Source organism: Pseudomonas sp. LBUM1674 (assembly GCF_059695635.1).
Map to the genome: position 1 here is coordinate 6,452,949 of NZ_CP166779.1, position 22,419 is coordinate 6,475,367.

General features: G+C 55.4%; 33 protein-coding genes. 1 reads left to right on the forward strand and 32 read right to left on the reverse strand.

Annotated elements, in window-relative coordinates; genetic code table 11:
* Window positions 1-53: 53 nt before the first annotated feature.
* Window positions 54-2,888 (forward strand): excinuclease ABC subunit UvrA, encoded by a 2,835-nt coding sequence (gene uvrA, locus ACA067_RS29595; RefSeq protein ID WP_497459677.1) that lies wholly within the window; start codon window positions 54-56, stop codon window positions 2,886-2,888.
* Between the two features lie 64 nt (window positions 2,889-2,952).
* Here the strand turns inward: uvrA and bfr are convergent, their stop codons facing one another.
* The 32 genes from bfr to fusA all read right to left on the reverse strand — a co-directional run bounded on the left by bfr (window position 2,953) and on the right by fusA (window position 22,403).
* Window positions 2,953-3,417 carry a bacterioferritin gene (gene bfr, locus ACA067_RS29600; protein WP_007943775.1) on the reverse strand — a complete coding sequence of 155 codons (465 nt, stop codon included), beginning with the start codon at window positions 3,415-3,417 and terminating at the stop codon, window positions 2,953-2,955.
* A 149-nt stretch (window positions 3,418-3,566) separates the two neighbouring features.
* Window positions 3,567-5,021 carry a catalase gene (locus tag ACA067_RS29605; RefSeq protein ID WP_497459678.1) on the reverse strand — a complete coding sequence of 485 codons (1,455 nt, stop codon included), beginning with the start codon at window positions 5,019-5,021 and terminating at the stop codon, window positions 3,567-3,569.
* Between the two features lie 187 nt (window positions 5,022-5,208).
* On the reverse strand, window positions 5,209-5,595 hold the full coding sequence (gene rplQ / locus ACA067_RS29610) for a 50S ribosomal protein L17 (RefSeq protein ID WP_008145500.1): 387 nt from the start codon (window positions 5,593-5,595) through the stop codon (window positions 5,209-5,211).
* A 42-nt stretch (window positions 5,596-5,637) separates the two neighbouring features.
* On the reverse strand, window positions 5,638-6,639 hold the full coding sequence (locus ACA067_RS29615) for a DNA-directed RNA polymerase subunit alpha (protein ID WP_003186012.1): 1,002 nt from the start codon (window positions 6,637-6,639) through the stop codon (window positions 5,638-5,640).
* Between the two features lie 22 nt (window positions 6,640-6,661).
* Entirely contained in the window at window positions 6,662-7,282 is a 621-nt protein-coding gene (gene rpsD / locus ACA067_RS29620; protein WP_003210056.1) for a 30S ribosomal protein S4, read from the reverse strand.
* Between the two features lie 18 nt (window positions 7,283-7,300).
* Window positions 7,301-7,690: a 30S ribosomal protein S11 gene (gene rpsK / locus ACA067_RS29625; protein ID WP_002555466.1), complete on the reverse strand. Its 390-nt coding sequence runs from the start codon at window positions 7,688-7,690 to the stop codon at window positions 7,301-7,303.
* Between the two features lie 30 nt (window positions 7,691-7,720).
* Window positions 7,721-8,077 carry a 30S ribosomal protein S13 gene (rpsM, locus tag ACA067_RS29630; protein WP_003186020.1) on the reverse strand — a complete coding sequence of 119 codons (357 nt, stop codon included), beginning with the start codon at window positions 8,075-8,077 and terminating at the stop codon, window positions 7,721-7,723.
* A gap of 129 nt (window positions 8,078-8,206) precedes the next feature.
* Window positions 8,207-8,323: a 50S ribosomal protein L36 gene (gene rpmJ / locus ACA067_RS29635; RefSeq protein WP_002555468.1), complete on the reverse strand. Its 117-nt coding sequence runs from the start codon at window positions 8,321-8,323 to the stop codon at window positions 8,207-8,209.
* Window positions 8,324-8,351: 28 nt separating this feature from the next.
* Window positions 8,352-9,680, reverse strand: coding sequence for a preprotein translocase subunit SecY (secY, locus tag ACA067_RS29640; RefSeq protein WP_064680055.1), 1,329 nt, complete (start codon window positions 9,678-9,680; stop codon window positions 8,352-8,354).
* Window positions 9,681-10,118, reverse strand: coding sequence for a 50S ribosomal protein L15 (rplO, locus tag ACA067_RS29645; RefSeq protein ID WP_064680056.1), 438 nt, complete (start codon window positions 10,116-10,118; stop codon window positions 9,681-9,683).
* A 3-nt stretch (window positions 10,119-10,121) separates the two neighbouring features.
* Window positions 10,122-10,298 carry a 50S ribosomal protein L30 gene (gene rpmD / locus ACA067_RS29650; protein WP_003186033.1) on the reverse strand — a complete coding sequence of 59 codons (177 nt, stop codon included), beginning with the start codon at window positions 10,296-10,298 and terminating at the stop codon, window positions 10,122-10,124.
* Between the two features lie 2 nt (window positions 10,299-10,300).
* On the reverse strand, window positions 10,301-10,801 hold the full coding sequence (gene rpsE / locus ACA067_RS29655; protein ID WP_007943782.1) for a 30S ribosomal protein S5: 501 nt from the start codon (window positions 10,799-10,801) through the stop codon (window positions 10,301-10,303).
* Window positions 10,802-10,804: 3 nt separating this feature from the next.
* Entirely contained in the window at window positions 10,805-11,155 is a 351-nt protein-coding gene (gene rplR, locus ACA067_RS29660; RefSeq protein ID WP_003186037.1) for a 50S ribosomal protein L18, read from the reverse strand.
* Window positions 11,156-11,165: 10 nt separating this feature from the next.
* A complete protein-coding gene (gene rplF / locus ACA067_RS29665; protein WP_003176412.1) occupies window positions 11,166-11,699 on the reverse strand; it encodes a 50S ribosomal protein L6 in 534 nt (177 codons plus the stop codon).
* A gap of 12 nt (window positions 11,700-11,711) precedes the next feature.
* Window positions 11,712-12,104: a 30S ribosomal protein S8 gene (rpsH, locus tag ACA067_RS29670; RefSeq protein WP_003186040.1), complete on the reverse strand. Its 393-nt coding sequence runs from the start codon at window positions 12,102-12,104 to the stop codon at window positions 11,712-11,714.
* Window positions 12,105-12,313: 209 nt separating this feature from the next.
* Entirely contained in the window at window positions 12,314-12,619 is a 306-nt protein-coding gene (gene rpsN / locus ACA067_RS29675; protein WP_003176414.1) for a 30S ribosomal protein S14, read from the reverse strand.
* 13 nt (window positions 12,620-12,632) lie between these two features.
* On the reverse strand, window positions 12,633-13,172 hold the full coding sequence (gene rplE, locus ACA067_RS29680; protein WP_003176415.1) for a 50S ribosomal protein L5: 540 nt from the start codon (window positions 13,170-13,172) through the stop codon (window positions 12,633-12,635).
* A gap of 22 nt (window positions 13,173-13,194) precedes the next feature.
* Window positions 13,195-13,509, reverse strand: a complete 315-nt coding sequence (rplX, locus tag ACA067_RS29685; protein WP_003176416.1) for a 50S ribosomal protein L24 — start codon at window positions 13,507-13,509, stop codon at window positions 13,195-13,197.
* Window positions 13,510-13,520: 11 nt separating this feature from the next.
* Window positions 13,521-13,889: a 50S ribosomal protein L14 gene (rplN, locus tag ACA067_RS29690; protein ID WP_002555479.1), complete on the reverse strand. Its 369-nt coding sequence runs from the start codon at window positions 13,887-13,889 to the stop codon at window positions 13,521-13,523.
* 23 nt (window positions 13,890-13,912) lie between these two features.
* Window positions 13,913-14,179 (reverse strand): 30S ribosomal protein S17, encoded by a 267-nt coding sequence (rpsQ, locus tag ACA067_RS29695; RefSeq protein ID WP_003176419.1) that lies wholly within the window; start codon window positions 14,177-14,179, stop codon window positions 13,913-13,915.
* 2 nt (window positions 14,180-14,181) lie between these two features.
* Window positions 14,182-14,373 (reverse strand): 50S ribosomal protein L29, encoded by a 192-nt coding sequence (gene rpmC, locus ACA067_RS29700; protein WP_008030901.1) that lies wholly within the window; start codon window positions 14,371-14,373, stop codon window positions 14,182-14,184.
* Complete coding sequence (gene rplP / locus ACA067_RS29705; RefSeq protein WP_008145497.1) at window positions 14,373-14,786, reverse strand: 50S ribosomal protein L16; 414 nt, start codon at window positions 14,784-14,786, stop codon at window positions 14,373-14,375. The genes rpmC and rplP overlap by 1 nt, the downstream gene beginning before the upstream one ends.
* Window positions 14,787-14,798: 12 nt before the next feature.
* On the reverse strand, window positions 14,799-15,485 hold the full coding sequence (rpsC, locus tag ACA067_RS29710; RefSeq protein ID WP_003176422.1) for a 30S ribosomal protein S3: 687 nt from the start codon (window positions 15,483-15,485) through the stop codon (window positions 14,799-14,801).
* 13 nt (window positions 15,486-15,498) lie between these two features.
* On the reverse strand, window positions 15,499-15,831 hold the full coding sequence (gene rplV / locus ACA067_RS29715) for a 50S ribosomal protein L22 (protein ID WP_003103908.1): 333 nt from the start codon (window positions 15,829-15,831) through the stop codon (window positions 15,499-15,501).
* 13 nt (window positions 15,832-15,844) lie between these two features.
* Window positions 15,845-16,120, reverse strand: a complete 276-nt coding sequence (gene rpsS, locus ACA067_RS29720) for a 30S ribosomal protein S19 (RefSeq protein ID WP_002555486.1) — start codon at window positions 16,118-16,120, stop codon at window positions 15,845-15,847.
* 16 nt (window positions 16,121-16,136) lie between these two features.
* Window positions 16,137-16,961, reverse strand: a complete 825-nt coding sequence (gene rplB, locus ACA067_RS29725; protein ID WP_003210080.1) for a 50S ribosomal protein L2 — start codon at window positions 16,959-16,961, stop codon at window positions 16,137-16,139.
* A 14-nt stretch (window positions 16,962-16,975) separates the two neighbouring features.
* A complete protein-coding gene (rplW, locus tag ACA067_RS29730) occupies window positions 16,976-17,275 on the reverse strand; it encodes a 50S ribosomal protein L23 (protein ID WP_002555488.1) in 300 nt (99 codons plus the stop codon).
* Window positions 17,272-17,874 (reverse strand): 50S ribosomal protein L4, encoded by a 603-nt coding sequence (gene rplD / locus ACA067_RS29735; RefSeq protein ID WP_007896707.1) that lies wholly within the window; start codon window positions 17,872-17,874, stop codon window positions 17,272-17,274. Before rplD ends, rplW begins: the two co-directional genes overlap by 4 nt.
* Window positions 17,875-17,886: 12 nt before the next feature.
* Window positions 17,887-18,522, reverse strand: coding sequence for a 50S ribosomal protein L3 (gene rplC / locus ACA067_RS29740; RefSeq protein ID WP_003186059.1), 636 nt, complete (start codon window positions 18,520-18,522; stop codon window positions 17,887-17,889).
* 80 nt (window positions 18,523-18,602) lie between these two features.
* Entirely contained in the window at window positions 18,603-18,914 is a 312-nt protein-coding gene (gene rpsJ / locus ACA067_RS29745) for a 30S ribosomal protein S10 (RefSeq protein ID WP_003186070.1), read from the reverse strand.
* Window positions 18,915-19,072: 158 nt separating this feature from the next.
* The gene (gene tuf / locus ACA067_RS29750) at window positions 19,073-20,266 is read right to left on the reverse strand and encodes an elongation factor Tu (protein WP_497449149.1); all 1,194 of its coding nucleotides are present in this window, start codon (window positions 20,264-20,266) and stop codon (window positions 19,073-19,075) included.
* A 31-nt stretch (window positions 20,267-20,297) separates the two neighbouring features.
* Entirely contained in the window at window positions 20,298-22,403 is a 2,106-nt protein-coding gene (fusA, locus tag ACA067_RS29755; protein ID WP_128872502.1) for an elongation factor G, read from the reverse strand.
* Between the last annotated feature and the right edge of the window lie 16 nt (window positions 22,404-22,419).

The following is a 22,419-nucleotide window of genomic DNA, read 5'->3' on the forward strand; positions in this document are numbered from 1 at the left end:
CAGTATTTGGCCGTATACTCCTACGTTTTCGACGCCCGCCAAGCGAGGCCACTTTGGACAAGATCCTGATTCGTGGGGCCCGAACCCACAACCTGAAGAACATCGACCTGACCCTGCCACGGGACAAACTGATCGTTATCACCGGCCTGTCCGGATCCGGCAAATCTTCCTTGGCATTCGACACGCTGTACGCCGAAGGCCAGCGCCGCTACGTCGAATCGCTGTCGGCCTACGCCCGGCAGTTCCTGTCGATGATGGAAAAGCCAGACGTCGACACCATCGAAGGTTTGTCGCCAGCCATTTCCATCGAACAGAAATCGACCTCGCACAACCCGCGTTCGACGGTCGGCACCATCACTGAAATCTACGACTACCTGCGTCTGCTCTACGCTCGCGTGGGTATTCCGCGTTGCCCGGATCACGACATTCCGCTGGAAGCCCAGACCGTCAGCCAGATGGTCGACCTGGTCCTCGCCCAACCGGAGGGCAGCAAACTCATGCTGCTGGCCCCGGTGATCCGCGAGCGTAAAGGCGAACACCTTTCGGTCTTCGAAGAACTGCGCGCCCAGGGCTTTGTGCGAGCCCGGGTCAATGGCAGGATCTGCGAACTGGATGAGCTGCCGAAGCTGGATAAGCAAAAGAAGCATTCGATTGATGTAATAGTCGACCGCTTCAAGGTCCGCGCCGATCTGCAACAGCGCCTGGCCGAGTCGTTCGAGACCGCGCTGAAGCTGGCAGACGGCATCGCCCTGGTCGCGCCGATGGACGACGAGCCCGGCGAAGAAATCATCTTCTCCGCGCGCTTCGCCTGCCCGATCTGCGGCCATGCCATCAGCGAGCTGGAACCCAAGCTGTTCTCCTTCAACAACCCGGCTGGCGCCTGCCCGACTTGCGATGGCCTGGGCGTTAAGCAGTTCTTCGACATCAAGCGATTGGTCAATGGCGAACTGACGCTCGCGGAAGGCGCGATTCGTGGCTGGGACCGACGCAACGTCTATTACTTCCAGATGCTCGGGTCGCTGGCTTCGCACTACAAGTTCAGCCTGGAAGTGCCGTTCAACGAACTGCCGGCCGATCAGCAGAAGTTCATCCTGCACGGCAGCGGTTCGCAGAACGTCGACTTCAAGTACCTGAACGACCGTGGCGACATCGTCAAACGTTCGCACCCATTCGAAGGCATCGTGCCGAATCTGGAACGCCGCTACCGCGAAACCGAGTCCGCCTCGGTACGTGAAGAGCTGGCCAAGTTCCTCAGCACCCAGCCTTGCCCGGATTGCCGTGGTACCCGGCTGCGTCGTGAGGCGCGACATGTTTGGGTGGGTGAGAAAACGCTGCCGGCAGTGACCAATCTGCCGATTGGCGATGCCTGTGAATATTTTGGCGGACTGAAACTTACTGGCCGTCGCGGTGAAATTGCCGACAAGATTCTCAAGGAAATTCGCGAGCGACTGCAGTTCCTGGTCAACGTTGGCCTGGATTATTTGTCGCTGGATCGCAGTGCCGACACGTTGTCCGGTGGTGAAGCCCAGCGTATCCGTCTGGCCAGCCAGATCGGCGCAGGCCTGGTGGGCGTTCTGTACATTCTCGATGAACCGTCAATTGGTTTGCACCAGCGGGACAACGATCGGCTGCTCGGCACCCTCAAGCACCTGCGGGATATCGGCAACACGGTGATCGTGGTCGAGCACGACGAAGATGCGATTCGCCTGGCTGACTACGTGGTGGATATCGGTCCGGGCGCAGGTGTACACGGCGGGCATATCGTCGCCGAAGGTACGCCGGCCGAGGTGATGGCTCACCCGGATTCGCTGACCGGCAAATACTTGTCGGGCCGGGTGAAGATTGCAGTCCCGGCCAAACGCACGCCGCGTAACAAGAAGTTGTCGCTGTCCCTCAAGGGCGCCCGTGGCAACAACTTGCGCGATGTCGATCTGGACATTCCAATCGGCCTGCTGACCTGCGTGACCGGCGTGTCCGGTTCCGGCAAGTCGACGCTGATCAACAACACGCTGTTTCCCTTGAGCGCTACGGCTCTCAACGGTGCCACGACGCTGGAAGCTGCCGCGCATGACAGCATCAAGGGCCTGGAGCATCTGGACAAGGTCGTCGACATCGACCAAAGCCCGATTGGCCGTACGCCGCGCTCCAACCCTGCCACCTACACCGGGCTGTTCACACCGATTCGCGAGCTGTTCGCCGGCGTGCCGGAATCTCGCTCACGGGGTTATGGTCCGGGACGTTTCTCCTTCAACGTGAAGGGCGGACGTTGCGAAGCTTGCCAGGGCGACGGCTTGATCAAGGTTGAAATGCACTTCCTGCCCGACATCTATGTCCCGTGCGACGTCTGCAAGAGCAAGCGCTACAACCGCGAAACCCTGGAGATCAAGTACAAGGGCAAGAGCATCCACGAAACCCTCGAGATGACGATCGAGGAAGCGCGGGTGTTCTTCGACGCGGTTCCGGCCCTGGCGCGCAAGCTTCAGACGCTGATGGATGTCGGCCTGTCGTACATCAAGCTCGGGCAATCAGCGACCACGCTGTCGGGTGGTGAAGCCCAGCGGGTGAAGCTCTCCCGTGAACTGTCCAAGCGCGATACCGGCAAGACGCTGTACATCCTCGATGAGCCGACGACCGGCCTGCACTTCGCGGATATTCAGCAACTGCTCGATGTATTGCATCGCCTTCGCGACCACGGCAACACGGTGGTGGTGATCGAGCATAACCTCGACGTGATCAAGACCGCTGACTGGTTGGTGGACCTGGGACCTGAAGGTGGTTCCAAGGGTGGGCAGATCATTGCCGTCGGTACACCGGAGGAAGTGTCCGAGATGAAACAATCGCATACCGGCTTCTACCTAAAGCCGCTGCTGGCTCGCGACAAAGCCTGAATCACGGCCAAGAAAAAGCCCCTGTCACTTTGTCGGTGACAGGGGCTTTTTTGTATCGGTGCAATCAGGCGTGGGATTGCAGGTAGTTCTCGAGACCGATCAACTTGATCAGACCCATCTGCTTTTCAAGCCAGTAGGTGTGGTCTTCTTCGGTGTCATGCAATTGAACCCGCAGCATCTCGCGGCTGACATAGTCCTTGTGCTGCTCGCAGAGCTTGATGCCCTTGCATAGCGCGGCGCGGACCTTGTATTCCAGTCGCAGGTCAGCGGCGAGCATGTCCGGCACGGTAGTGCCGACATCAAGGTCGTCCGGACGCATGCGCGGCGTGCCTTCGAGCATCAGAATCCGACGCATCAGGGCATCAGCGTGCCCGGCCTCTTCTTCCATCTCGTGGTTGATACGTTCGTAGAGCTTGGTGAAACCCCAGTCCTCATACATCCGCGAATGGACGAAATATTGATCACGCGCCGCCAGTTCGCCGGTCAGCAACGTGTTGAGGTAATCGATTACGTCTGGGTGGCCTTGCATCGCCCTACATCTCCCTGCTTGAAAGTCTGTAGTTTGAACCAAGCAGACTGTTTGGTCACTCTGCTTGCGCGATAAAAGCGAAGATATTCTGAGAAAAGTGGTTTAAATAACGCAAAAACCGCCCTAATGAGGGCGGTTCTGCTTCTCGTTTAGACTTCGTTAAGCTGTACGCCCAACGCCGTTGCGATTGCTTCTCCGTACGCCGGGTCGGCCCTGAAGAAGTGTTGTAGTTGACGGTCAACCACATCACCGGAGACCCCGGCCATCGCACCGGCAATGTTGTTGATCAATAGGGTTTTCTGCTCATCATTCATCAGACGGAACAGCGCACCCGCGTGGCTGTAGTAGTCAGTATCTTCGCGATGATCGTAACGATCAGCTGCACCACTCAGCGCCAGCGCCGGCTCTGCATAGCGAGGTGCTTGTTTCGGCGATTCGATGTAGCTGTTCGGCTCGTAGTTAGGTGTCGCACCACCATTGCTGCCAAACGCCATCGAACCGTCGCGCTGATAGCTGTTTACCGGGCTGCGAGGCGCGTTCACCGGCAATTGCTGGTGGTTGGTGCCAATGCGGTAGCGGTGAGCATCGGCGTAAGCGAACACCCGACCTTGCAGCATGCGGTCAGGCGACAAACCGACACCCGGGACCATGTTGCTCGGCCCGAACGCCGCTTGCTCGACTTCAGCAAAATAGTTCTGCGGGTTGCGGTTAAGCTCCAACTCGCCCACTTCGATCAGCGGAAACTCTTTCTGCGACCAGGTTTTGGTCACATCAAACGGGTTCTCGTAGTGCGCTGCGGCCTGAGCCTCGGTCATGATCTGGATGCACACGCGCCATTTCGGGAAATCACCGCGCTCGATCGCGCCGAACAGATCACGCTGTGCGTAATCCGGATCGGTACCAGCCAGGCGTGCCGCTTCTGCTGGCGCCAGGTTTTTAATCCCTTGCTTGGTCTTGTAGTGCCATTTCACCCAGTGACGTTCTCCATTGGCGTTGATCAGGCTGTAGGTGTGGCTGCCAAAGCCGTGCATGTGACGGTAGCCATCTGGGATGCCGCGGTCCGAGAACAGAATGGTGACCTGGTGCAACGCCTCAGGTGAGTGCGACCAGAAGTCCCACATCATTTGCGCGCTTTTCAGATTGCTTTGTGGCAGACGTTTTTGGGTGTGAATAAAGTCCGGGAATTTCAAAGGATCGCGGATGAAGAACACTGGCGTGTTGTTGCCGACGATGTCCCAGTTACCTTCTTCGGTGTAGAACTTCAGTGCGAAACCACGTGGATCGCGCTCGGTGTCAGCAGAACCGCGCTCGCCGCCCACGGTGGAAAACCGCAAAAAAGTTGGAGTTTGCTTGCCGACAGATTCAAACAGTTTGGCGCTGGTGTACTCGGTGATGTCCCGAGTTACGGTGAACGTACCGTAAGCACCCGAGCCTTTGGCGTGTACACGGCGCTCAGGGATGTTTTCACGGTTGAAGTGGGCGAGCTTCTCGATCAGATGGAAGTCGTCGAGCAGTAGCGGGCCACGAGGGCCGGCGGAGCGGGAATTCTGGTTGTCGGCGACAGGAGCGCCACTGGCGGTCGTAAGCGTTTTGTTTTGGCTCATGCGATCTCTTCCTCTGTCAGTCATTAACTGCCGGCTAGTCGGCTGAGAGGGAGTATCGATCACGAACGTTGCACCTACAAATTCATTAACCTTTAGTAACCGATAGAAATAAGCAATGCAGTAAAGCTTTTCGAGCGCGCACAAAAAACCGGGCACTAGGCCCGGTTCTTCGTTTCAGACTGACGTCTTACTCAGCGGATACAGCTTCACCACCGGCAGGACGATCAACCAACTCGACGTACGCCATAGGCGCGTTGTCGCCAGTGCGGAAGCCGCACTTGAGGATGCGCAGGTAGCCACCCTCACGGGTAGCGTAACGCTTGCCCAGGTCGTTGAAGAGCTTACCAACGATAGCTTTCGAACGAGTACGGTCGAAAGCCAGACGGCGGTTAGCCAGGCTGTCTGTCTTGGCCAAAGTGATCAGCGGCTCAGCAACGCGACGCAGTTCTTTAGCTTTCGGCAGTGTAGTTTTGATCAGCTCGTGCTCGAACAGCGACACTGCCATGTTTTGAAACATGGCCTTGCGGTGCGAGCTAGTGCGGCTCAGGTGACGACCACTTTTACGATGACGCATGGTTCATTCCTTACCAAACACAACGTTCGGTGATTACGACGATCAGGCAGTCGCCTTGTCGTCCTTCTTAAGACTTGCAGGCGGCCAGTTGTCGAGGCGCATGCCGAGGGACAGACCGCGGGAGGCCAGAACGTCCTTGATTTCAGTCAAGGATTTCTTGCCCAGGTTCGGAGTCTTCAACAGCTCTACTTCGGTACGCTGAATCAGGTCACCGATGTAGTAGATGTTTTCCGCCTTAAGGCAGTTAGCCGAACGTACAGTCAGTTCCAGATCGTCAACCGGGCGAAGCAGGATCGGATCGATCTCGTCTTCCTGCTCAACAACCACTGGCTCACTGTCACCTTTGAGGTCGACGAACGCAGCCAACTGCTGTTGCAGGATGGTTGCAGCACGGCGGATAGCCTCTTCAGGATCCAGGGTACCGTTGGTTTCCAGATCAATAACCAGCTTGTCCAGGTTAGTACGCTGCTCGACACGGGCGTTTTCCACCACGTATGCGATTCGGCGAACCGGGCTGAACGAAGAGTCAAGCTGCAAGCGACCGATGCTGCGGCTTTCGTCTTCATCGCTCTGACGCGAGTCTGCCGGTTCATAACCACGACCACGAGCTACGGTGAGCTTCATGTTCAAGGCGCCGTTAGACGCCAGGTTAGCGATTACGTGATCGGGGTTAACGATCTCGACATCATGATCCAGCTGAATATCGGCAGCGGTAACCACCCCCGAACCCTTCTTCGACAAGGTCAGCGTAACTTCGTCACGGCCGTGCAGCTTGATAGCCAGACCTTTAAGGTTCAACAGGATTTCAATTACGTCTTCCTGTACACCTTCGATGGCGCTGTACTCGTGGAGCACACCGTCAATCTCGGCCTCGACTACTGCACAGCCGGGCATTGAGGACAACAGGATGCGGCGCAGCGCGTTGCCCAGGGTGTGGCCAAAACCACGCTCGAGAGGCTCGAGAGTGATCTTGGCGCGGGTTGGACTGACAACCTGCACATCAATATGGCGGGGTGTCAGGAACTCATTTACCGAAATCTGCATGGATGCACCTATTTTCTAGCCCTTACTTGGAGTAGAGCTCGACAATCAGGCTTTCGTTGATGTCGGCGGACAGATCACTGCGAGCTGGAACGTTCTTGAAAACGCCCGACTTCTTCTCAGTGTCTACTTCTACCCATTCTACGCGGCCACGTTGGGCACACAGATCGAGAGCTTGGACAATGCGAAGTTGGTTCTTTGCTTTCTCGCGAATCGCGACCACGTCACCAGCACGAACCTGGTACGACGGCACGTTTACGGTCTGACCGTTAACGCTGACGGATTTGTGCGATACCAGCTGACGGGATTCGGCACGAGTAGAGCCAAAACCCATACGGTATACAACGTTGTCCAGACGGCATTCGAGCAGTTGCAACAGGTTTTCGCCGGTTGCACCTTTCTTGCCAGCAGCTTCTTTGTAGTAGCCGCTGAATTGACGCTCGAGAACGCCGTAGATACGACGGACCTTCTGCTTTTCACGCAGTTGGGTGCCGTAATCGGACTGGCGACCGCGGCGTTGGCCGTGGATACCAGGTGCTGCTTCGATGTTGCACTTCGATTCGATCGCGCGCACGCCGCTCTTCAGGAAGAGATCGGTGCCTTCGCGACGAGCGAGTTTGCATTTTGGACCAATGTAACGAGCCATTCTTTACAATCTCCTGGATTACACGCGGCGCTTCTTCGGCGGACGGCACCCGTTGTGCGGGATTGGCGTCACGTCGGTGATGCTGGCGATCTTATAGCCACAGCCGTTCAAAGCACGGACAGCAGACTCACGACCTGGACCTGGACCCTTGACGTTAACGTCGAGGTTTTTCAGGCCGTATTCCAGCGCAGCTTGACCAGCACGTTCAGCAGCTACTTGAGCAGCAAACGGGGTGGACTTGCGGGAACCGCGGAAACCCGAACCACCGGAGGTAGCCCAAGAAAGCGCGTTACCTTGACGGTCGGTGATGGTCACGATTGTGTTGTTAAAAGAAGCATGGATGTGGGCGATGCCATCAACCACTGTCTTTTTAACTTTTTTACGAGGACGAGCAGCAGGTTTTGCCATGATAATTTTCCTGTCGATTCGCTGGGGCGATTACTTGCGGATCGGCTTACGCGGACCTTTACGGGTACGCGCGTTAGTCTTGGTACGCTGACCGCGCACTGGAAGACCACGACGATGACGCAGACCGCGATAGCAACCGAGGTCCATCAAACGCTTGATTTTCATGTTGATTTCGCGACGCAGGTCACCTTCAGTGGTGAACTTCGCCACTTCGCCACGCAGCTGTTCAATCTGCTCGTCGCTCAGATCCTTGATCTTTGCGGCTGGGTTTACCCCAGTCACTGCACAAATTTTCTGTGCAGTTGTGCGACCAACACCATAGATGTAGGTCAGCGAGATAACAGTGTGCTTGTTATCTGGAATGTTAACGCCTGCAATACGGGCCATTCAGTGGGACTCCAATTGACAGCTACCTACGCCCCGGAAGCCAAGAAATAGGGCGCGAGATAATATCGCTGTAATAACAAATAATCAACCCGGCAGCGCACTAGCTGCCGGGCTTCAAGCGGATCACACTCAGCCTTGGCGCTGTTTGTGACGCGGTTCCGCGCTGCAAATTACTCGAACAACACCTTCGCGGCGAATAATTTTGCAGTTGCGGCACAGCTTTTTCACCGATGCACGAACTTTCATCACCAACTCCTCGAACCTTATGGGGTACTCAGCGCAACATGCCGCTGCCGTAACCCTTCAGGTTGGCTTTCTTCATCAGGGATTCGTACTGGTGCGAAACGAGGTGCGATTGTACTTGGGACATGAAGTCCATCACAACCACGACGACGATCAGCAACGAGGTCCCGCCAAGGTAGAACGGAACGTTTGCTGCAACCACCAGGAACTGGGGCAACAGGCACACGGCCGTCATATATAGAGCACCGAACAGGGTCAAACGGGTCAGAACGCCATCAATGTAGCGCGCCGACTGCTCGCCTGGACGGATGCCCGGAATAAAGGCACCGGACTTCTTCAGGTTTTCCGCTACGTCTTTCGGATTGAACATCAACGCCGTATAGAAGAAGCAGAAGAAAATAATCCCTGCACTAAACAGCAGAATATTCAACGGCTGACCAGGAGCGATCGACTGCGAGATGTCCTGCAACCAGCCCAAACCTTCGGACTGGCCGAACCAGGTACCCAACGAAGCCGGGAACAGCAAGATGCTGCTCGCGAAAATGGCCGGAATAACACCGGCCATGTTCACCTTCAGCGGCAAGTGGCTGGTCTGCGCAGCGAAGACCTTGCGGCCCTGCTGGCGCTTGGCGTAGTGAACAGCAATACGACGCTGACCACGCTCAATGAACACCACGAAACCGATAATCGCTACTGCCAGCAAACCGATGGCAACCAGGGCGAAAATGTTGATATCACCCTGACGCGCAGACTCGAAAGACTGCCCGATCGCTCTCGGAAGACCGGCGACGATACCTGCGAAAATCAACATCGAGATACCGTTGCCAACACCACGCTCAGTAATCTGCTCACCCAGCCACATCATGAACATCGCACCAGCCACAAAAGTGGATACCGCGACGAAATGGAAGCCAAAGTCACCAGTGAACGATACGCCCTGCCCCGCCAGACCAATGGACATGCCAATGGCCTGAACAAGAGCGAGGACGACAGTGCCGTAGCGGGTGTACTGGGCGATCTTGCGACGACCAGCTTCACCTTCCTTCTTCAACTGCTCCAGTTGCGGGCTGACGGCGGACATCAGTTGCATGATGATCGATGCCGAAATGTACGGCATGATCCCCAGTGCAAAGATGCTCATCCGTTCCAGCGCACCGCCGGAAAACATGTTGAACAAGCTAAGAATGGTCCCCTCATTCTGTCGAAACAGGTCCGCGAGTCGGTCCGGGTTGATACCTGGAACCGGGATGTGTGCGCCTATTCGGTAGACGATAATCGCCAGGAACAGAAAACGCAGACGAGCCCAGAGTTCAGACATACCGCCTTTGCCGAGCGCAGAGAGAGCACCTTGCTTAGCCATTTATTCCTCGAACTTGCCGCCAGCTGCTTCGATAGCCGCACGCGCACCTTTGGTGGCGCCGATTCCCTTTCCGATGGTGACAGCGCGAGTAACTTCGCCGGACAGCATGATTTTCACACGCTGTACGTTGACGTTGATCACGTTGGCATCTTTCAGGGACTGCACGGAGACGATGTCGCCTTCCACTTTAGCCAGCTCGGACAAACGCACTTCTGCGCGATCCATGGCCTTCAGGGAAACGAAACCGAACTTCGGCAGGCGACGATGCAGCGGCTGTTGACCGCCTTCAAAGCCTGGAGCGATGGTGCCACCGGAGCGGGAGGACTGACCTTTGTGGCCACGGCCACCGGTCTTGCCCAAACCACTACCGATACCACGGCCCGGACGATGCTTTTCGCGACGGGAACCCGGCGCTGGACTCAGATCATTGAGTTTCATCGATTAACCCTCGACACGCAGCATGTAGTAAGCCTTGTTGATCATCCCGCGATTCTCGGGAGTATCAAGTACTTCTACAGTGTGACCGATGCGACGCAGACCCAGACCCTTAACGCACAGTTTGTGGTTAGGGATGCGGCCGGTCATGCTTTTGATCAGCGTAACTTTAACGGTAGCCATGATCAGAAGATCTCCTTGACGCTTTTGCCACGCTTGGCGGCAATGGATTCAGGAGACTGCATGGCCTTCAAACCTTTGAAAGTGGCGTGAACCACGTTTACCGGGTTAGTCGAGCCGTAGCACTTGGCCAGAACGTTCTGAACGCCAGCAACCTCGAGGACAGCACGCATAGCGCCGCCAGCGATGATACCGGTACCTTCAGAAGCAGGCTGCATGTACACCTTCGAAGCGCCGTGACCGGACTTCATTGCGTACTGCAGCGTGGTGCCGTTCAGGTCAACTTGGATCATGTTGCGGCGAGCAGCTTCCATTGCCTTCTGGATCGCAGCAGGCACTTCACGTGACTTGCCACGGCCGAAGCCAACACGCCCTTTACCATCACCAACCACGGTCAACGCGGTGAAAGTGAAGATACGGCCGCCTTTAACGGTTTTGGCTACGCGGTTAACTTGAACCAGCTTCTCGATGTAGCCTTCGTCGCGCTTTTGGTCGTTATTTGACATAACTTAGAACTCCAGCCCAGCTTCACGAGCAGCATCAGCCAGCGCCTTGACGCGGCCGTGGTACTTGAAGCCAGAGCGGTCGAAAGCCACCTGCGAGACGCCAGCGGCTTTTGCACGCGTAGCGACCAGCTGGCCAACCTTAGTGGCCGCGTCGATGTTGCCAGTGGCGCCATCACGCAGTTCTTTATCCAAAGTCGAGGCAGATGCCAGGACTTTGTTGCCGTCGGCCGAAATGACCTGGGCGTAGATGTGCTGCGACGAGCGGAACACGCAGAGACGCACGACTTCGAGTTCGTGCATTTTCAGGCGTGCTTTGCGAGCGCGACGCAGTCGAGTAACTTTTTTGTCGGTCATTTGCTATGCCCTACTTCTTCTTGGCTTCTTTACGACGGACGACTTCGTCCGCGTAGCGCACACCTTTGCCTTTGTACGGCTCTGGTGGACGGAAGTCGCGGATCTCGGCGGCCACTTGACCTACCAGCTGCTTATCGATGCCCTTGATCAGGATATCGGTCTGGCTAGGAGTCTCAGCGGTGATGCCTTCCGGCAGTTCATAATCCACTGGGTGCGAGAAGCCAAGAGCCAGGTTCAGCACTGTGCCTTTTGCTTGCGCTTTGTAACCAACACCGACCAGCTGGAGCTTGCGCTCGAAGCCTTGGCTTACGCCTTGGACCATGTTGTTTACCAACGCACGAGTGGTACCAGCCATTGCGCGAGTCTGTTGATCGCCATTGCGAGCAGCAAAACGCAGCTCACCGGCTTCTTCAACAATCTCAACGGACGAATGGATGTTCAGTTCGAGAGTGCCCTTGGCACCCTTCACCGAAAGCTGTTGGCCTGCGAATTTGACTTCGACACCGGCTGGCAGCTTAACGGGGTTCTTAGCGACGCGTGACATGCTTATCCCCCCTTAGAACACAGTGCAAAGAACTTCGCCGCCGACACCGGCAGCGCGCGCAGCACGATCCGTCATCACACCTTTGTTGGTGGAGACGATAGACACACCGAGACCGCCACGAACTTTCGGCAGATCATCGACGGACTTGTACTGACGCAGGCCTGGACGGCTAACGCGCTTCACTTCTTCGATGACCGGACGGCCTTCGAAATATTTCAGCTCGATAGACAGCAGTGGCTTGATTTCGCTGCTGATCTGATAACCCGCAATGTAACCTTCGTCCTTCAGGACTTTGGCAACAGCTACCTTCAAAGTAGAAGATGGCATGCTTACGACGGACTTTTCAGCCATCTGGGCATTACGGATTCGAGTTAGCATGTCCGCTAACGGGTCCTGCATACTCATGGGCTAGACGCTCCTAATACACAAAAAATTAGCCTTGCGGCTACTACGTGTCGCCGAGTCATCCATGCGAAAAAAGCACGGGCTCAGGCGAGCCGGGTATTCTAGACACACCCCACAAATGAATCAAGCCCCAAAAGGGGCTTGATTCAAGTTCAAGGTCACCGGCGGTCAGGATCTTGCGATCCCGAACACCGAGACTTTGACAGTGCTTACCAGCTGGCTTTAACCAGACCAGGTACGTCACCACGCATTGCAGCTTCACGCAGCTTGTTACGGCCAAGGCCGAACTTGCGGTAAACGCCGTGTGGACGACCGGTCAGGCGGCAGCGGTTACGCATGCGCGAAGCGCTTGCGTCACGTGGCTGCTTCTGCAGAGCGACTGTAGCTTCCCAACGTGCTTCTGGACTTGCGTTCAGATCAACGATGATAGCTTTCAGTGCTGCACGCTTTTTGGCGTACTTGGCAACCGTGAGCTGACGCTTCAGCTCGCGGTTTTTCATGCTCATCTTGGCCATTTTCCTACTCCAATCAGTTGCGGAACGGGAATTTGAAAGCACGCAACAGGGCGCGACCTTCATCATCGTTCTTGGCAGTGGTGGTCAGGGTAATGTCCAGACCGCGGAGAGCATCGATCTTGTCGTAGTCGATTTCCGGGAAGATGATCTGCTCTTTAACGCCCATGCTGTAGTTACCACGACCATCGAAGGACTTGGCATTCAGGCCGCGGAAGTCGCGAACCCGAGGCAGGGAGATCGACAGCAGACGATCCAGGAATTCGTACATACGCTCACGGCGCAGAGTCACTTTGACGCCGATCGGCCAACCTTCACGGACTTTAAAGCCAGCGATGGATTTCCGAGCGTAAGTCACAACGACTTTCTGACCGGTGATCTTTTCCAGATCGGCAACAGCGTGCTCGATGACTTTTTTGTCACCGACCGCTTCGCCCAGACCCATGTTCAGGGTGATTTTGGTAACGCGTGGAACTTCCATCACGTTCGAAAGCTTAAGTTCTTCCTTAAGCTTCGGTGCGATTTCCTTCCAGTAAATCTCTTTTAGTCGTGCCATGGTCTCATCTACCTAGCAGTGTTCAAGCATCAACCGCTTTTTGGGTCGACTTGAAGACACGAATTTTCTTGCCGTCTTCTACTTTGAAACCAACGCGATCAGCCTTGTTGGTTTCGCCGTTGAAAATGGCGACGTTAGAAGCGTCCAGTGGAGCTTCTTTTTCGACGATACCGCCCTGCACGCCCGACATCGGGTTAGGCTTGGTATGACGCTTGACCAGGTTCAGACCACCAATAACCAGACGGTTATTAGCGAGAACCTTAAGCACCTTACCGCGCTTACCTTTGTCTTTGCCGGCGATCACGATGATCTCGTCGTCACGACGAATCTTTTGCATGTCGGATCTCCTTACAGCACTTCTGGGGCGAGCGAGACGATCTTCATGAACTTCTCAGTACGAAGTTCACGGGTCACTGGCCCAAAGATACGGGTGCCGATCGGCTCTTGCTTGTTGTTCAGAAGAACAGCAGCGTTGCCATCAAAGCGGATAATGGAGCCATCAGCACGACGTACGCCGTGACGAGTGCGGACTACAACAGCAGTCATCACTTGGCCTTTTTTCACTTTACCGCGAGGAATTGCTTCCTTCACGGTAACTTTGATGATGTCACCGATACCAGCGTAACGACGATGGGAGCCACCCAGCACCTTGATGCACATAACGCGGCGTGCGCCGCTGTTATCGGCCACATCGAGCATGGATTGAGTCTGAATCATATAATTTCTCCGACCCCTAGTCCTTAGACTTCCACAGCGCGTTCGAGAACATCAACCAGCGCCCAAGACTTGGTCTTGGCCAAAGGACGAGTTTCACGAATAGTGACTTTGTCGCCGATGTGGCACTGATTGGTTTCGTCGTGCGCGTGCAGCTTAGTCGAACGCTTAACGTATTTACCGTAGATCGGGTGCTTTACGCGACGCTCGATCAGAACGGTGATGGTCTTGTCCATTTTGTCGCTGACAACACGGCCAGTCAGCGTACGGACGGTTTTTTCGGCTTCAGCCATGATTACTTACCTGCCTGCTGTTTGAGCACAGTCTTCACGCGAGCGATGTCACGCTTAACTTGCCGGAGCAGGTGAGACTGCCCCAACTGGCCAGTTGCTTTCTGCATGCGCAGATTGAACTGGTCGCGCAGCAGGCCGAGCAGTTGCTCGTTAAGCTGCGGCGCGTCTTTTTCACGAAGTTCATTCGCTTTCATCACATCACCGTCCGTTTAACAAAGGCGGTGGCGAGCGGCAGCTTTGCAGCAGCCAGGGCAAAAGCCTCACGCGCCAGCTCTTCAGTAACACCCTCGATTTCATACAGGACTTTGCCTGGCTGAATCTGGGCAACCCAGTATTCCACGCTACCTTTACCTTTACCCATCCGAACTTCGAGTGGCTTTTTGGAGATAGGCTTGTCCGGGAATACACGGATCCAGATCTTGCCGCCACGTTTAACGTGACGGGTCAAAGCACGACGCGCTGACTCGATCTGACGAGCGGTGAGACGACCACGAGCTACAGACTTCAGCGCGAACTCGCCGAAGCTGACTTTGCTACCGCGCTGAGCCAGACCACGGTTGTGGCCTGTCATCTGCTTGCGGAACTTCGTACGCTTTGGTTGCAACATTTGGCGTACCCCTTACTTAGCAGCTTTTTTACGAGGCGCTGGTGCTTGTGGTTTCAGTTCTTCTTGGCGACCACCAATTACTTCGCCTTTGAAGATCCAAACCTTTACACCGATCACACCGTAAGTGGTGTGAGCTTCGTAGTTGGCATAGTCGATGTCGGCACGCAGGGTGTGCAGTGGCACACGACCTTCGCGATACCATTCAGTACGTGCGATTTCAGCACCGCCGAGACGACCGCTCACTTGGATTTTGATGCCTTTGGCACCAATGCGCATGGCGTTCTGAACAGCGCGCTTCATAGCGCGACGGAACATTACACGACGCTCCAGCTGCTGAGCTACGCTCTGCGCAACCAGCATACCGTCAAGCTCCGGCTTGCGGATCTCTTCGATATTGATGTGCACAGGCACACCCATTTGCTTGGTCAGGTCCTGACGCAGTTTCTCAACATCTTCACCTTTCTTCCCGATAACGATACCTGGACGAGCAGTGTGGATGGTGATACGTGCAGTTTGAGCCGGACGATGGATATCGATACGGCTTACGGACGCGCTTTTTAGTTTGTCTTGGAGATACTCGCGCACCTTCAGATCAGCGAACAAATAGTCCGCATAAGTCCGACCGTCTGCGTACCAGACGGAGGTGTGCTCCTTGACGATTCCCAGGCGAATGCCAATGGGATGTACTTTCTGACCCATCTCTTCGACTCCGTTACTTGTCAGCAACCTTGACAGTGATATGGCAAGACCGCTTGACGATGCGATCAGCACGGCCTTTGGCACGTGGCATGATTCGCTTCAGCGAACGCCCTTCGTTGACGAAAACGGTGCTGACTTTAAGGTCATCAACGTCTGCGCCTTCGTTATGCTCGGCGTTGGCTACGGCCGACTCCAGCACTTTCTTCATGATCTCGGCGGCTTTCTTACTGCTGAAAGCCAACAGGTTGAGCGCTTCGCCCACCTTCTTCCCGCGGATCTGGTCGGCGACCAAGCGGGCTTTCTGGGCGGAGATTCGAGCGCCCGACAACTTAGCGGCTACTTCCATCGTTCCTTACCCCTTAACGCTTGGCTTTCTTGTCTGCCACGTGCCCACGATATGTGCGGGTACCGGCAAACTCGCCTAGTTTGTGGCCGACCATGTCTTCGTTCACGAGAACTGGAACATGTTGACGACCGTTATGCACAGCAATGGTCAAACCGACCATTTGTGGCAGGATCATCGAACGGCGCGACCAGGTTTTCACTGGTTTGCGATCGTTCTTTTCCGCCGCCACTTCGATCTTCTTCAGTAGGTGAAGATCAATAAAAGGACCTTTTTTCAGAGAACGTGGCACTGTCGTATCCCTCTATTTACTTGCGACGACGGACGATCATTTTGTCGGTACGCTTATTACCACGAGTCTTCGCGCCCTTAGTCGGGAAGCCCCATGGCGATACCGGATGACGACCACCAGAGGTACGACCTTCACCACCACCATGTGGGTGGTCAACCGGGTTCATGGCAACACCACGAACGGTTGGGCGAACGCCACGCCAGCGTTTGGCACCAGCTTTACCCAGCGAACGCAGGCTGTGCTCGGAGTTCGAGACTTCACCCAGGGTCGCGCGGCATTCAGCCAGCACTTTACGCATCTCACCAGAACGCAGACGCAGGGTCACGTAGACACCTTCACGAGCGATCAGCTGAGCCGAAGCACCAGCGGAACGAGCGATCTGTGCGCCTTTACCTGGCTTCAATTCGATGCCGTGTACGGTGCTACCAACTGGAATGTTACGCAGTTGCAGAGCGTTGCCCGGCTTGATCGGTGCCAGAGCACCTGCGATCAGCTGGTCGCCAGCACTCACGCCTTTAGGCGCGATGATGTAGCGACGCTCGCCATCTGCGTACAGCAGCAGAGCGATGTGAGCAGTACGGTTTGGATCGTATTCGATACGCTCGACAGTGGCAGCGATGCCATCTTTGTCGTTGCGACGGAAATCGACCAGACGATAATGCTGCTTATGGCCACCACCGATGTGACGAGTGGTAATGCGACCATTGTTGTTACGACCACCAGTCTTCGATTTTTTCTCGAGCAGCGGTGCGTGAGGAGCGCCTTTATGCAGCTCCTGGTTGACCACCTTGACCACAAAACGGCGGCCAGGGGAAGTCGGTTTGCATTTAACGATTGCCATGATGCACCCCTTCCTTACTCAGCACTGCTGCTGAAATCGAGATCTTGGCCTGGCTGAAGGGAGATAACTGCCTTCTTCCAGTCATTACGCTTGCCCAGACCGCGAGCAGTGCGCTTGCTCTTACCCAGAACATTCAGGGTAGTAACACGCTCTACTTTCACGCTGAACAGGCTTTCGACGGCCTTCTTGATTTCCAGCTTGGTTGCGTCAGTTGCAACCTTGAAAACGAACTGGCCTTTCTTGTCAGCCAGAACCGTAGCCTTCTCGGAAACGTGCGGGCCAAGCAGAACTTTAAATACGCGTTCCTGGTTCATCCCAGCAGCTCCTCGAATTTCTTCACGGCCGACACGGTGATCAACACCTTGTCGTATGCGATCAGACTAACTGGATCGGAACCTTGCACGTCACGTACATCAACGTGTGGCAGGTTGCGAGCAGCCAGGTACAGGTTCTGATCAACCACTTCAGACACGATCAAGACGTCAGTCAGGCCCATGCCGGTCAGTTTGTTCAGCAGATCTTTGGTCTTCGGTGCATCAACAGCGAAGTCCTGAACCACAACCAGACGATCAGTACGCACCAGCTCAGCAAGGATGGAACGCATTGCTGCGCGATACATCTTCTTGTTCAGCTTCTGGGTGTGATCCTGAGGACGAGCTGCGAAAGTGGTACCGCCGCCACGCCAGATTGGGCTACGGATAGTACCGGCACGAGCACGGCCAGTACCTTTCTGACGCCATGGGCGCTTACCGCCACCACGAACGTCGGAACGGGTCTTTTGCTGCTTGCTACCTTGACGGCCGCCGGCCATGTAGGCCACGACTGCTTGGTGAACCAGCGTCTCGTTGAATTCGCCGCCAAATGTCAGTTCGGAAACTTCGATCGCTTGAGCGTCATTTACATTTAATTGCATGTCAGCTTCCCCTTAACCGCGAGCCTTGGCTGCTGGACGTACAACCAAGTTGCCGCCAGTAGCGCCAGGAACAGCACCCTTGACCAACAACAGATTGCGTTCAGCGTCCACGCGCACTACTTCGAGGGACTGCACGGTCACGCGCTCAGCGCCCATATGACCGGACATTTTTTTGCCCTTGAATACACGACCAGGAGTCTGGCACTGGCCGATAGAGCCTGGAACGCGGTGGGACACGGAGTTACCGTGGGTATTATCTTGCCCGCGGAAATTCCAACGCTTGATCGTACCCTGGAAGCCTTTACCCTTGGACTGACCGGTTACATCAACCAGTTGACCAGCGGCGAAGATTTCAGCGTTGATCAGATCGCCGGCCTGGTACTCGCCTTCTTCAAGGCGGAATTCCATTACGGTACGACCAGCGGCAACGTTCGCTTTAGCGAAGTGGCCAGCCTGCGCAGCTGTAACACGCGAAGCACGACGCTCGCCTACAGTGACTTGCACTGCACGATAGCCATCGGTCTCTTCAGTTTTGAACTGGGTGACGCGATTCGGCTCGATCTCAATGACCGTGACCGGAATGGAGACACCTTCTTCGGTGAAAATACGGGTCATACCGCATTTACGACCGACTACACCAATAGTCATGTTGTAAACCTCATGAGTGTACGGGGCTTTCACCCGCTATGGCCGCCCATTTCAGAGCGTTACACGACTAAGACCGAGTCTTAGCCGAGGCTGATCTGCACTTCCACACCGGCCGCAAGATCAAGCTTCATAAGTGCATCAACGGTTTTATCCGTTGGCTGGACGATGTCCAGAACGCGCTTATGAGTACGGATCTCGTACTGGTCACGCGCGTCTTTGTTGACGTGCGGGGAGACCAGAACGGTGAACCGCTCTTTACGGGTAGGCAGTGGAATTGGACCACGCACTTGAGCACCAGTACGTTTCGCGGTTTCCACGATTTCCTGGGTGGATTGGTCGATCAGGCGATGGTCAAAAGCCTTCAACCTGATACGGATTTGCTGATTTTGCATTGGATTTCAGACTCCGGCTGCTATTCCCACCGAGCGCAATACGCCCGTTAAAAGGAGGCGCAATTCTATAGACGCCCCATATGGGTGTCAACCCAATAAAAAAGCCCCCCGCTGAGCGGGGGGCTTCTTCAACTCATCGAAGCTTGCTCAAAAAGAGCTTACTCGATGATTTTGGCTACGACGCCAGCGCCGACGGTACGACCGCCTTCACGGATAGCGAAACGCAGACCGTCTTCCATTGCGATGGTCTTGATCAGGGTGACAACCATTTTGATGTTGTCGCCTGGCATTACCATTTCAACGCCTTCCGGCAGTTCGCAGTTACCAGTCACGTCAGTAGTACGGAAGTAGAACTGTGGACGGTAGCCTTTGAAGAACGGAGTGTGACGACCGCCTTCTTCTTTGCTCAGTACGTACACTTCAGCTTCGAACTTGGTGTGCGGCTTAACCGAACCTGGCTTAACCAGAACCTGGCCACGCTCAACGTCGTCACGCTTGGTACCACGCAGCAGAACGCCGCAGTTCTCGCCAGCACGACCTTCGTCGAGCAGCTTACGGAACATTTCAACACCGGTGCAGGTGGTGACGGTAGTGTCACGCAGACCAACGATTTCCAGTGCATCCTGAACCTTGACGATACCGCGCTCGATACGGCCAGTTACAACAGTACCGCGACCGGAGATCGAGAATACGTCTTCGATTGGCATCAGGAACGGCTTGTCGATAACACGGACTGGATCTGGAATGTAGCTGTCCAGAGTCTCAACCAGTTTACGAACGGCAGTGGTGCCCATTTCGTTGTCGTCTTGGCCGTTCAGAGCCATCAGAGCCGAACCGATGATGATCGGAGTGTCGTCGCCCGGGAAGTCGTAAGTGCTCAGCAGATCGCGCACTTCCATCTCAACCAGTTCCAGCAGCTCAGCGTCGTCTACCATGTCAGCCTTGTTCAGGAAGACAACGATGTACGGAACGCCAACCTGACGGGACAGCAGGATGTGCTCACGGGTTTGCGGCATCGGACCATCAGCGGCCGAGCAAACCAGGATAGCGCCGTCCATCTGAGCAGCACCGGTGATCATGTTCTTCACGTAGTCAGCGTGACCTGGGCAGTCAACGTGAGCGTAGTGACGGATCAGCGAGTTGTATTCAACGTGCGCGGTGTTGATGGTGATACCACGAGCCTTTTCTTCCGGAGCGCTGTCGATCTTGTCGAAAGCAACAACGGCCGAACCGAAAACTTCGGAGCAGACGCGAGTCAGAGCAGCGGTAAGCGTGGTTTTACCATGGTCAACGTGACCGATGGTGCCAACGTTAACGTGCGGGAGGTCACGTACAAATTTTTCTTTAGCCACGACAATTAACTCCTAGCCTAAAGGGGCTGAATCAGCCTTGTTTTTTGGTAACAGTTTCGACGATGTGCGACGGAGCTGTATTGTATTTTTTGAATTCCATAGAGTAGCTTGCGCGACCTTGGGACATGGAACGGACGTCGGTCGCATAACCGAACATCTCACCCAGCGGAACTTCGGCGCGAATCACTTTGCCGGAGACCGTGTCTTCCATACCCAGGATCATGCCGCGACGACGGTTAAGGTCGCCCATCACGTCACCCATATAGTCTTCAGGCGTAACCACCTCTACCGCCATGATCGGCTCAAGCAACTCACCACCGCCCTTCTGGGCCAGTTGCTTGGTCGCCATGGAAGCAGCCACCTTAAACGCCATCTCGTTCGAGTCGACGTCGTGGTAGGAACCATCAAACACGGTAGCCTTCAGGCCGATCAGCGGATAGCCGGCAACAACACCGTTCTTCATCTGCTCTTCGATACCCTTCTGGATAGCCGGGATGTATTCCTTAGGAACTACACCACCCACTACTTCGTTCAGGAATTGCAGACCTTCCTGACCTTCGTCAGCAGGAGCAAAGCGAATCCAGCAATGACCGAACTGGCCACGACCGCCGGACTGGCGAACGAACTTGCCTTCAATTTCGCAGCTCTTCGTGATGCGCTCACGGTACGAAACTTGAGGCTTACCGATGTTGGCTTCGACGTTGAACTCACGGCGCATCCGGTCAACCAGGATGTCCAGGTGCAACTCGCCCATGCCAGAGATGATCGTTTGACCAGTCTCTTCATCAGTCTTGACGCGGAAAGACGGGTCTTCCTGAGCAAGCTTGCCCAGAGCGATACCCATTTTTTCCTGGTCATCCTTGGTCTTAGGCTCTACGGCAACCGAAATAACCGGCTCCGGGAAGTCCATGCGAACCAGGATGATTGGCTTGTCAGCGTTGCACAAAGTCTCACCAGTGGTGACGTCCTTCATGCCGATCAAGGCCGCGATGTCACCAGCGCGTACTTCCTTGATTTCTTCACGGGCGTTTGCGTGCATTTGCACCATACGACCCACGCGCTCTTTCTTGCCTTTGACCGAGTTGATCACGCCGTCGCCGGAGGCCAACACGCCCGAGTAAACGCGGACGAAGGTCAAGGTACCCACGAATGGGTCGGTAGCGATCTTGAACGCCAGCGCCGAGAACGGTTCGCTGTCGTCTGCATGACGCTCCATTTCCTTGGTCTCGTCATCCGGGTCAGTACCCTTGATGGCAGGAATGTCGGAAGGAGCCGGCAGGTAGTCGATCACGGCGTCGAGAACCAGGGGAACGCCCTTGTTCTTGAAGGAAGAACCGCAAACAGCCAGGACGATCTCACCAGCGATAGTACGCTGACGCAGAGCGGCCTTGATTTCCGCGTTGGTGAGTTCTTCACCTTCGAGGTACTTGTTCATCAGCTCTTCGCTGGCTTCGGCCGCAGCCTCAACCATGTTGCCGCGCCACTCGTCAGCCAGTTCCTGCAGTTCAGCAGGGATAGGCTTGCGAACTGGAACCATGCCTTTGTCAGCATCGTTCCAGTAAACAGCTTCCATGGCCATCAGATCGATCTGACCCTGGAAGTTGTCTTCGGAACCGATGGCCAACTGGATCGGCACCGGAGTGTGACCCAGACGCTGCTTGATCTGACCGATCACGCGCAGGAAGTTGGCACCAGCACGGTCCATCTTGTTTACGTAAACAAGACGTGGAACGCCGTACTTGTTGGCTTGACGCCATACGGTTTCCGACTGAGGCTCAACACCCGAGGTGCCGCAGAACACAACGACCGCGCCGTCGAGAACACGCAGGGAACGTTCAACTTCAATAGTGAAGTCAACGTGGCCCGGGGTGTCGATGACGTTGAAGCGGTATTGGTCCTTGTGCTGCTTCTCGGAACCCTGCCAGAAGGCGGTAATGGCAGCAGAAGTAATGGTAATACCACGCTCCTGCTCCTGAACCATCCAGTCTGTGGTCGCGGCGCCGTCATGCACCTCGCCCATTTTGTGACTTTTGCCAGTGTAAAAAAGGACGCGCTCGGTGGTGGTGGTTTTACCAGCATCCACGTGAGCGACGATACCAATGTTACGGTAGCGGTTAATCGGTGTAGTACGAGCCATAAAGCCCTCGCAAAAT

What these genes read in the sequence shown, in the direction of transcription:
- bfr (WP_007943775.1), bottom strand. Translation starts at nt 3,417, where the DNA reads ATGCAAGGCCACCCAGACGTAATCGATTACCTCAACACGTTGCTGACC.
- ACA067_RS29605 (WP_497459678.1), bottom strand. Translation starts at nt 5,021, where the DNA reads ATGAGCCAAAACAAAACGCTTACGACCGCCAGTGGCGCTCCTGTCGCC.
- rplQ (WP_008145500.1), bottom strand. Translation starts at nt 5,595, where the DNA reads ATGCGTCATCGTAAAAGTGGTCGTCACCTGAGCCGCACTAGCTCGCAC.
- ACA067_RS29615 (WP_003186012.1), bottom strand. Translation starts at nt 6,639, where the DNA reads ATGCAGATTTCGGTAAATGAGTTCCTGACACCCCGCCATATTGATGTG.
- rpsD (WP_003210056.1), bottom strand. Translation starts at nt 7,282, where the DNA reads ATGGCTCGTTACATTGGTCCAAAATGCAAACTCGCTCGTCGCGAAGGC.
- rpsK (WP_002555466.1), bottom strand. Translation starts at nt 7,690, where the DNA reads ATGGCAAAACCTGCTGCTCGTCCTCGTAAAAAAGTTAAAAAGACAGTG.
- rpsM (WP_003186020.1), bottom strand. Translation starts at nt 8,077, where the DNA reads ATGGCCCGTATTGCAGGCGTTAACATTCCAGATAACAAGCACACTGTT.
- rpmJ (WP_002555468.1), bottom strand. Translation starts at nt 8,323, where the DNA reads ATGAAAGTTCGTGCATCGGTGAAAAAGCTGTGCCGCAACTGCAAAATT.
- secY (WP_064680055.1), bottom strand. Translation starts at nt 9,680, where the DNA reads ATGGCTAAGCAAGGTGCTCTCTCTGCGCTCGGCAAAGGCGGTATGTCT.
- rplO (WP_064680056.1), bottom strand. Translation starts at nt 10,118, where the DNA reads ATGAAACTCAATGATCTGAGTCCAGCGCCGGGTTCCCGTCGCGAAAAG.
- rpmD (WP_003186033.1), bottom strand. Translation starts at nt 10,298, where the DNA reads ATGGCTACCGTTAAAGTTACGCTGATCAAAAGCATGACCGGCCGCATC.
- rpsE (WP_007943782.1), bottom strand. Translation starts at nt 10,801, where the DNA reads ATGTCAAATAACGACCAAAAGCGCGACGAAGGCTACATCGAGAAGCTG.
- rplR (WP_003186037.1), bottom strand. Translation starts at nt 11,155, where the DNA reads ATGACCGACAAAAAAGTTACTCGACTGCGTCGCGCTCGCAAAGCACGC.
- rplF (WP_003176412.1), bottom strand. Translation starts at nt 11,699, where the DNA reads ATGTCACGCGTCGCTAAGAACCCCGTTAAGCTGCCAGCCGGTGTCGAA.
- rpsH (WP_003186040.1), bottom strand. Translation starts at nt 12,104, where the DNA reads ATGAGTATGCAGGACCCGTTAGCGGACATGCTAACTCGAATCCGTAAT.
- rpsN (WP_003176414.1), bottom strand. Translation starts at nt 12,619, where the DNA reads ATGGCCAAGATGAGCATGAAAAACCGCGAGCTGAAGCGTCAGCTCACG.
- rplE (WP_003176415.1), bottom strand. Translation starts at nt 13,172, where the DNA reads ATGGCACGACTAAAAGAGATTTACTGGAAGGAAATCGCACCGAAGCTT.
- rplX (WP_003176416.1), bottom strand. Translation starts at nt 13,509, where the DNA reads ATGCAAAAGATTCGTCGTGACGACGAGATCATCGTGATCGCCGGCAAA.
- rplN (WP_002555479.1), bottom strand. Translation starts at nt 13,889, where the DNA reads ATGATTCAGACTCAATCCATGCTCGATGTGGCCGATAACAGCGGCGCA.
- rpsQ (WP_003176419.1), bottom strand. Translation starts at nt 14,179, where the DNA reads ATGGCTGAAGCCGAAAAAACCGTCCGTACGCTGACTGGCCGTGTTGTC.
- rpmC (WP_008030901.1), bottom strand. Translation starts at nt 14,373, where the DNA reads ATGAAAGCGAATGAACTTCGTGAAAAAGACGCGCCGCAGCTTAACGAG.
- rplP (WP_008145497.1), bottom strand. Translation starts at nt 14,786, where the DNA reads ATGTTGCAACCAAAGCGTACGAAGTTCCGCAAGCAGATGACAGGCCAC.
- rpsC (WP_003176422.1), bottom strand. Translation starts at nt 15,485, where the DNA reads ATGGGTCAGAAAGTACATCCCATTGGCATTCGCCTGGGAATCGTCAAG.
- rplV (WP_003103908.1), bottom strand. Translation starts at nt 15,831, where the DNA reads ATGGAAGTAGCCGCTAAGTTGTCGGGCGCTCGAATCTCCGCCCAGAAA.
- rplB (WP_003210080.1), bottom strand. Translation starts at nt 16,961, where the DNA reads ATGGCAATCGTTAAATGCAAACCGACTTCCCCTGGCCGCCGTTTTGTG.
- rplW (WP_002555488.1), bottom strand. Translation starts at nt 17,275, where the DNA reads ATGAACCAGGAACGCGTATTTAAAGTTCTGCTTGGCCCGCACGTTTCC.
- rplD (WP_007896707.1), bottom strand. Translation starts at nt 17,874, where the DNA reads ATGCAATTAAATGTAAATGACGCTCAAGCGATCGAAGTTTCCGAACTG.
- rplC (WP_003186059.1), bottom strand. Translation starts at nt 18,522, where the DNA reads ATGACTATTGGTGTAGTCGGTCGTAAATGCGGTATGACCCGTATTTTC.
- rpsJ (WP_003186070.1), bottom strand. Translation starts at nt 18,914, where the DNA reads ATGCAAAATCAGCAAATCCGTATCAGGTTGAAGGCTTTTGACCATCGC.
- fusA (WP_128872502.1), bottom strand. Translation starts at nt 22,403, where the DNA reads ATGGCTCGTACTACACCGATTAACCGCTACCGTAACATTGGTATCGTC.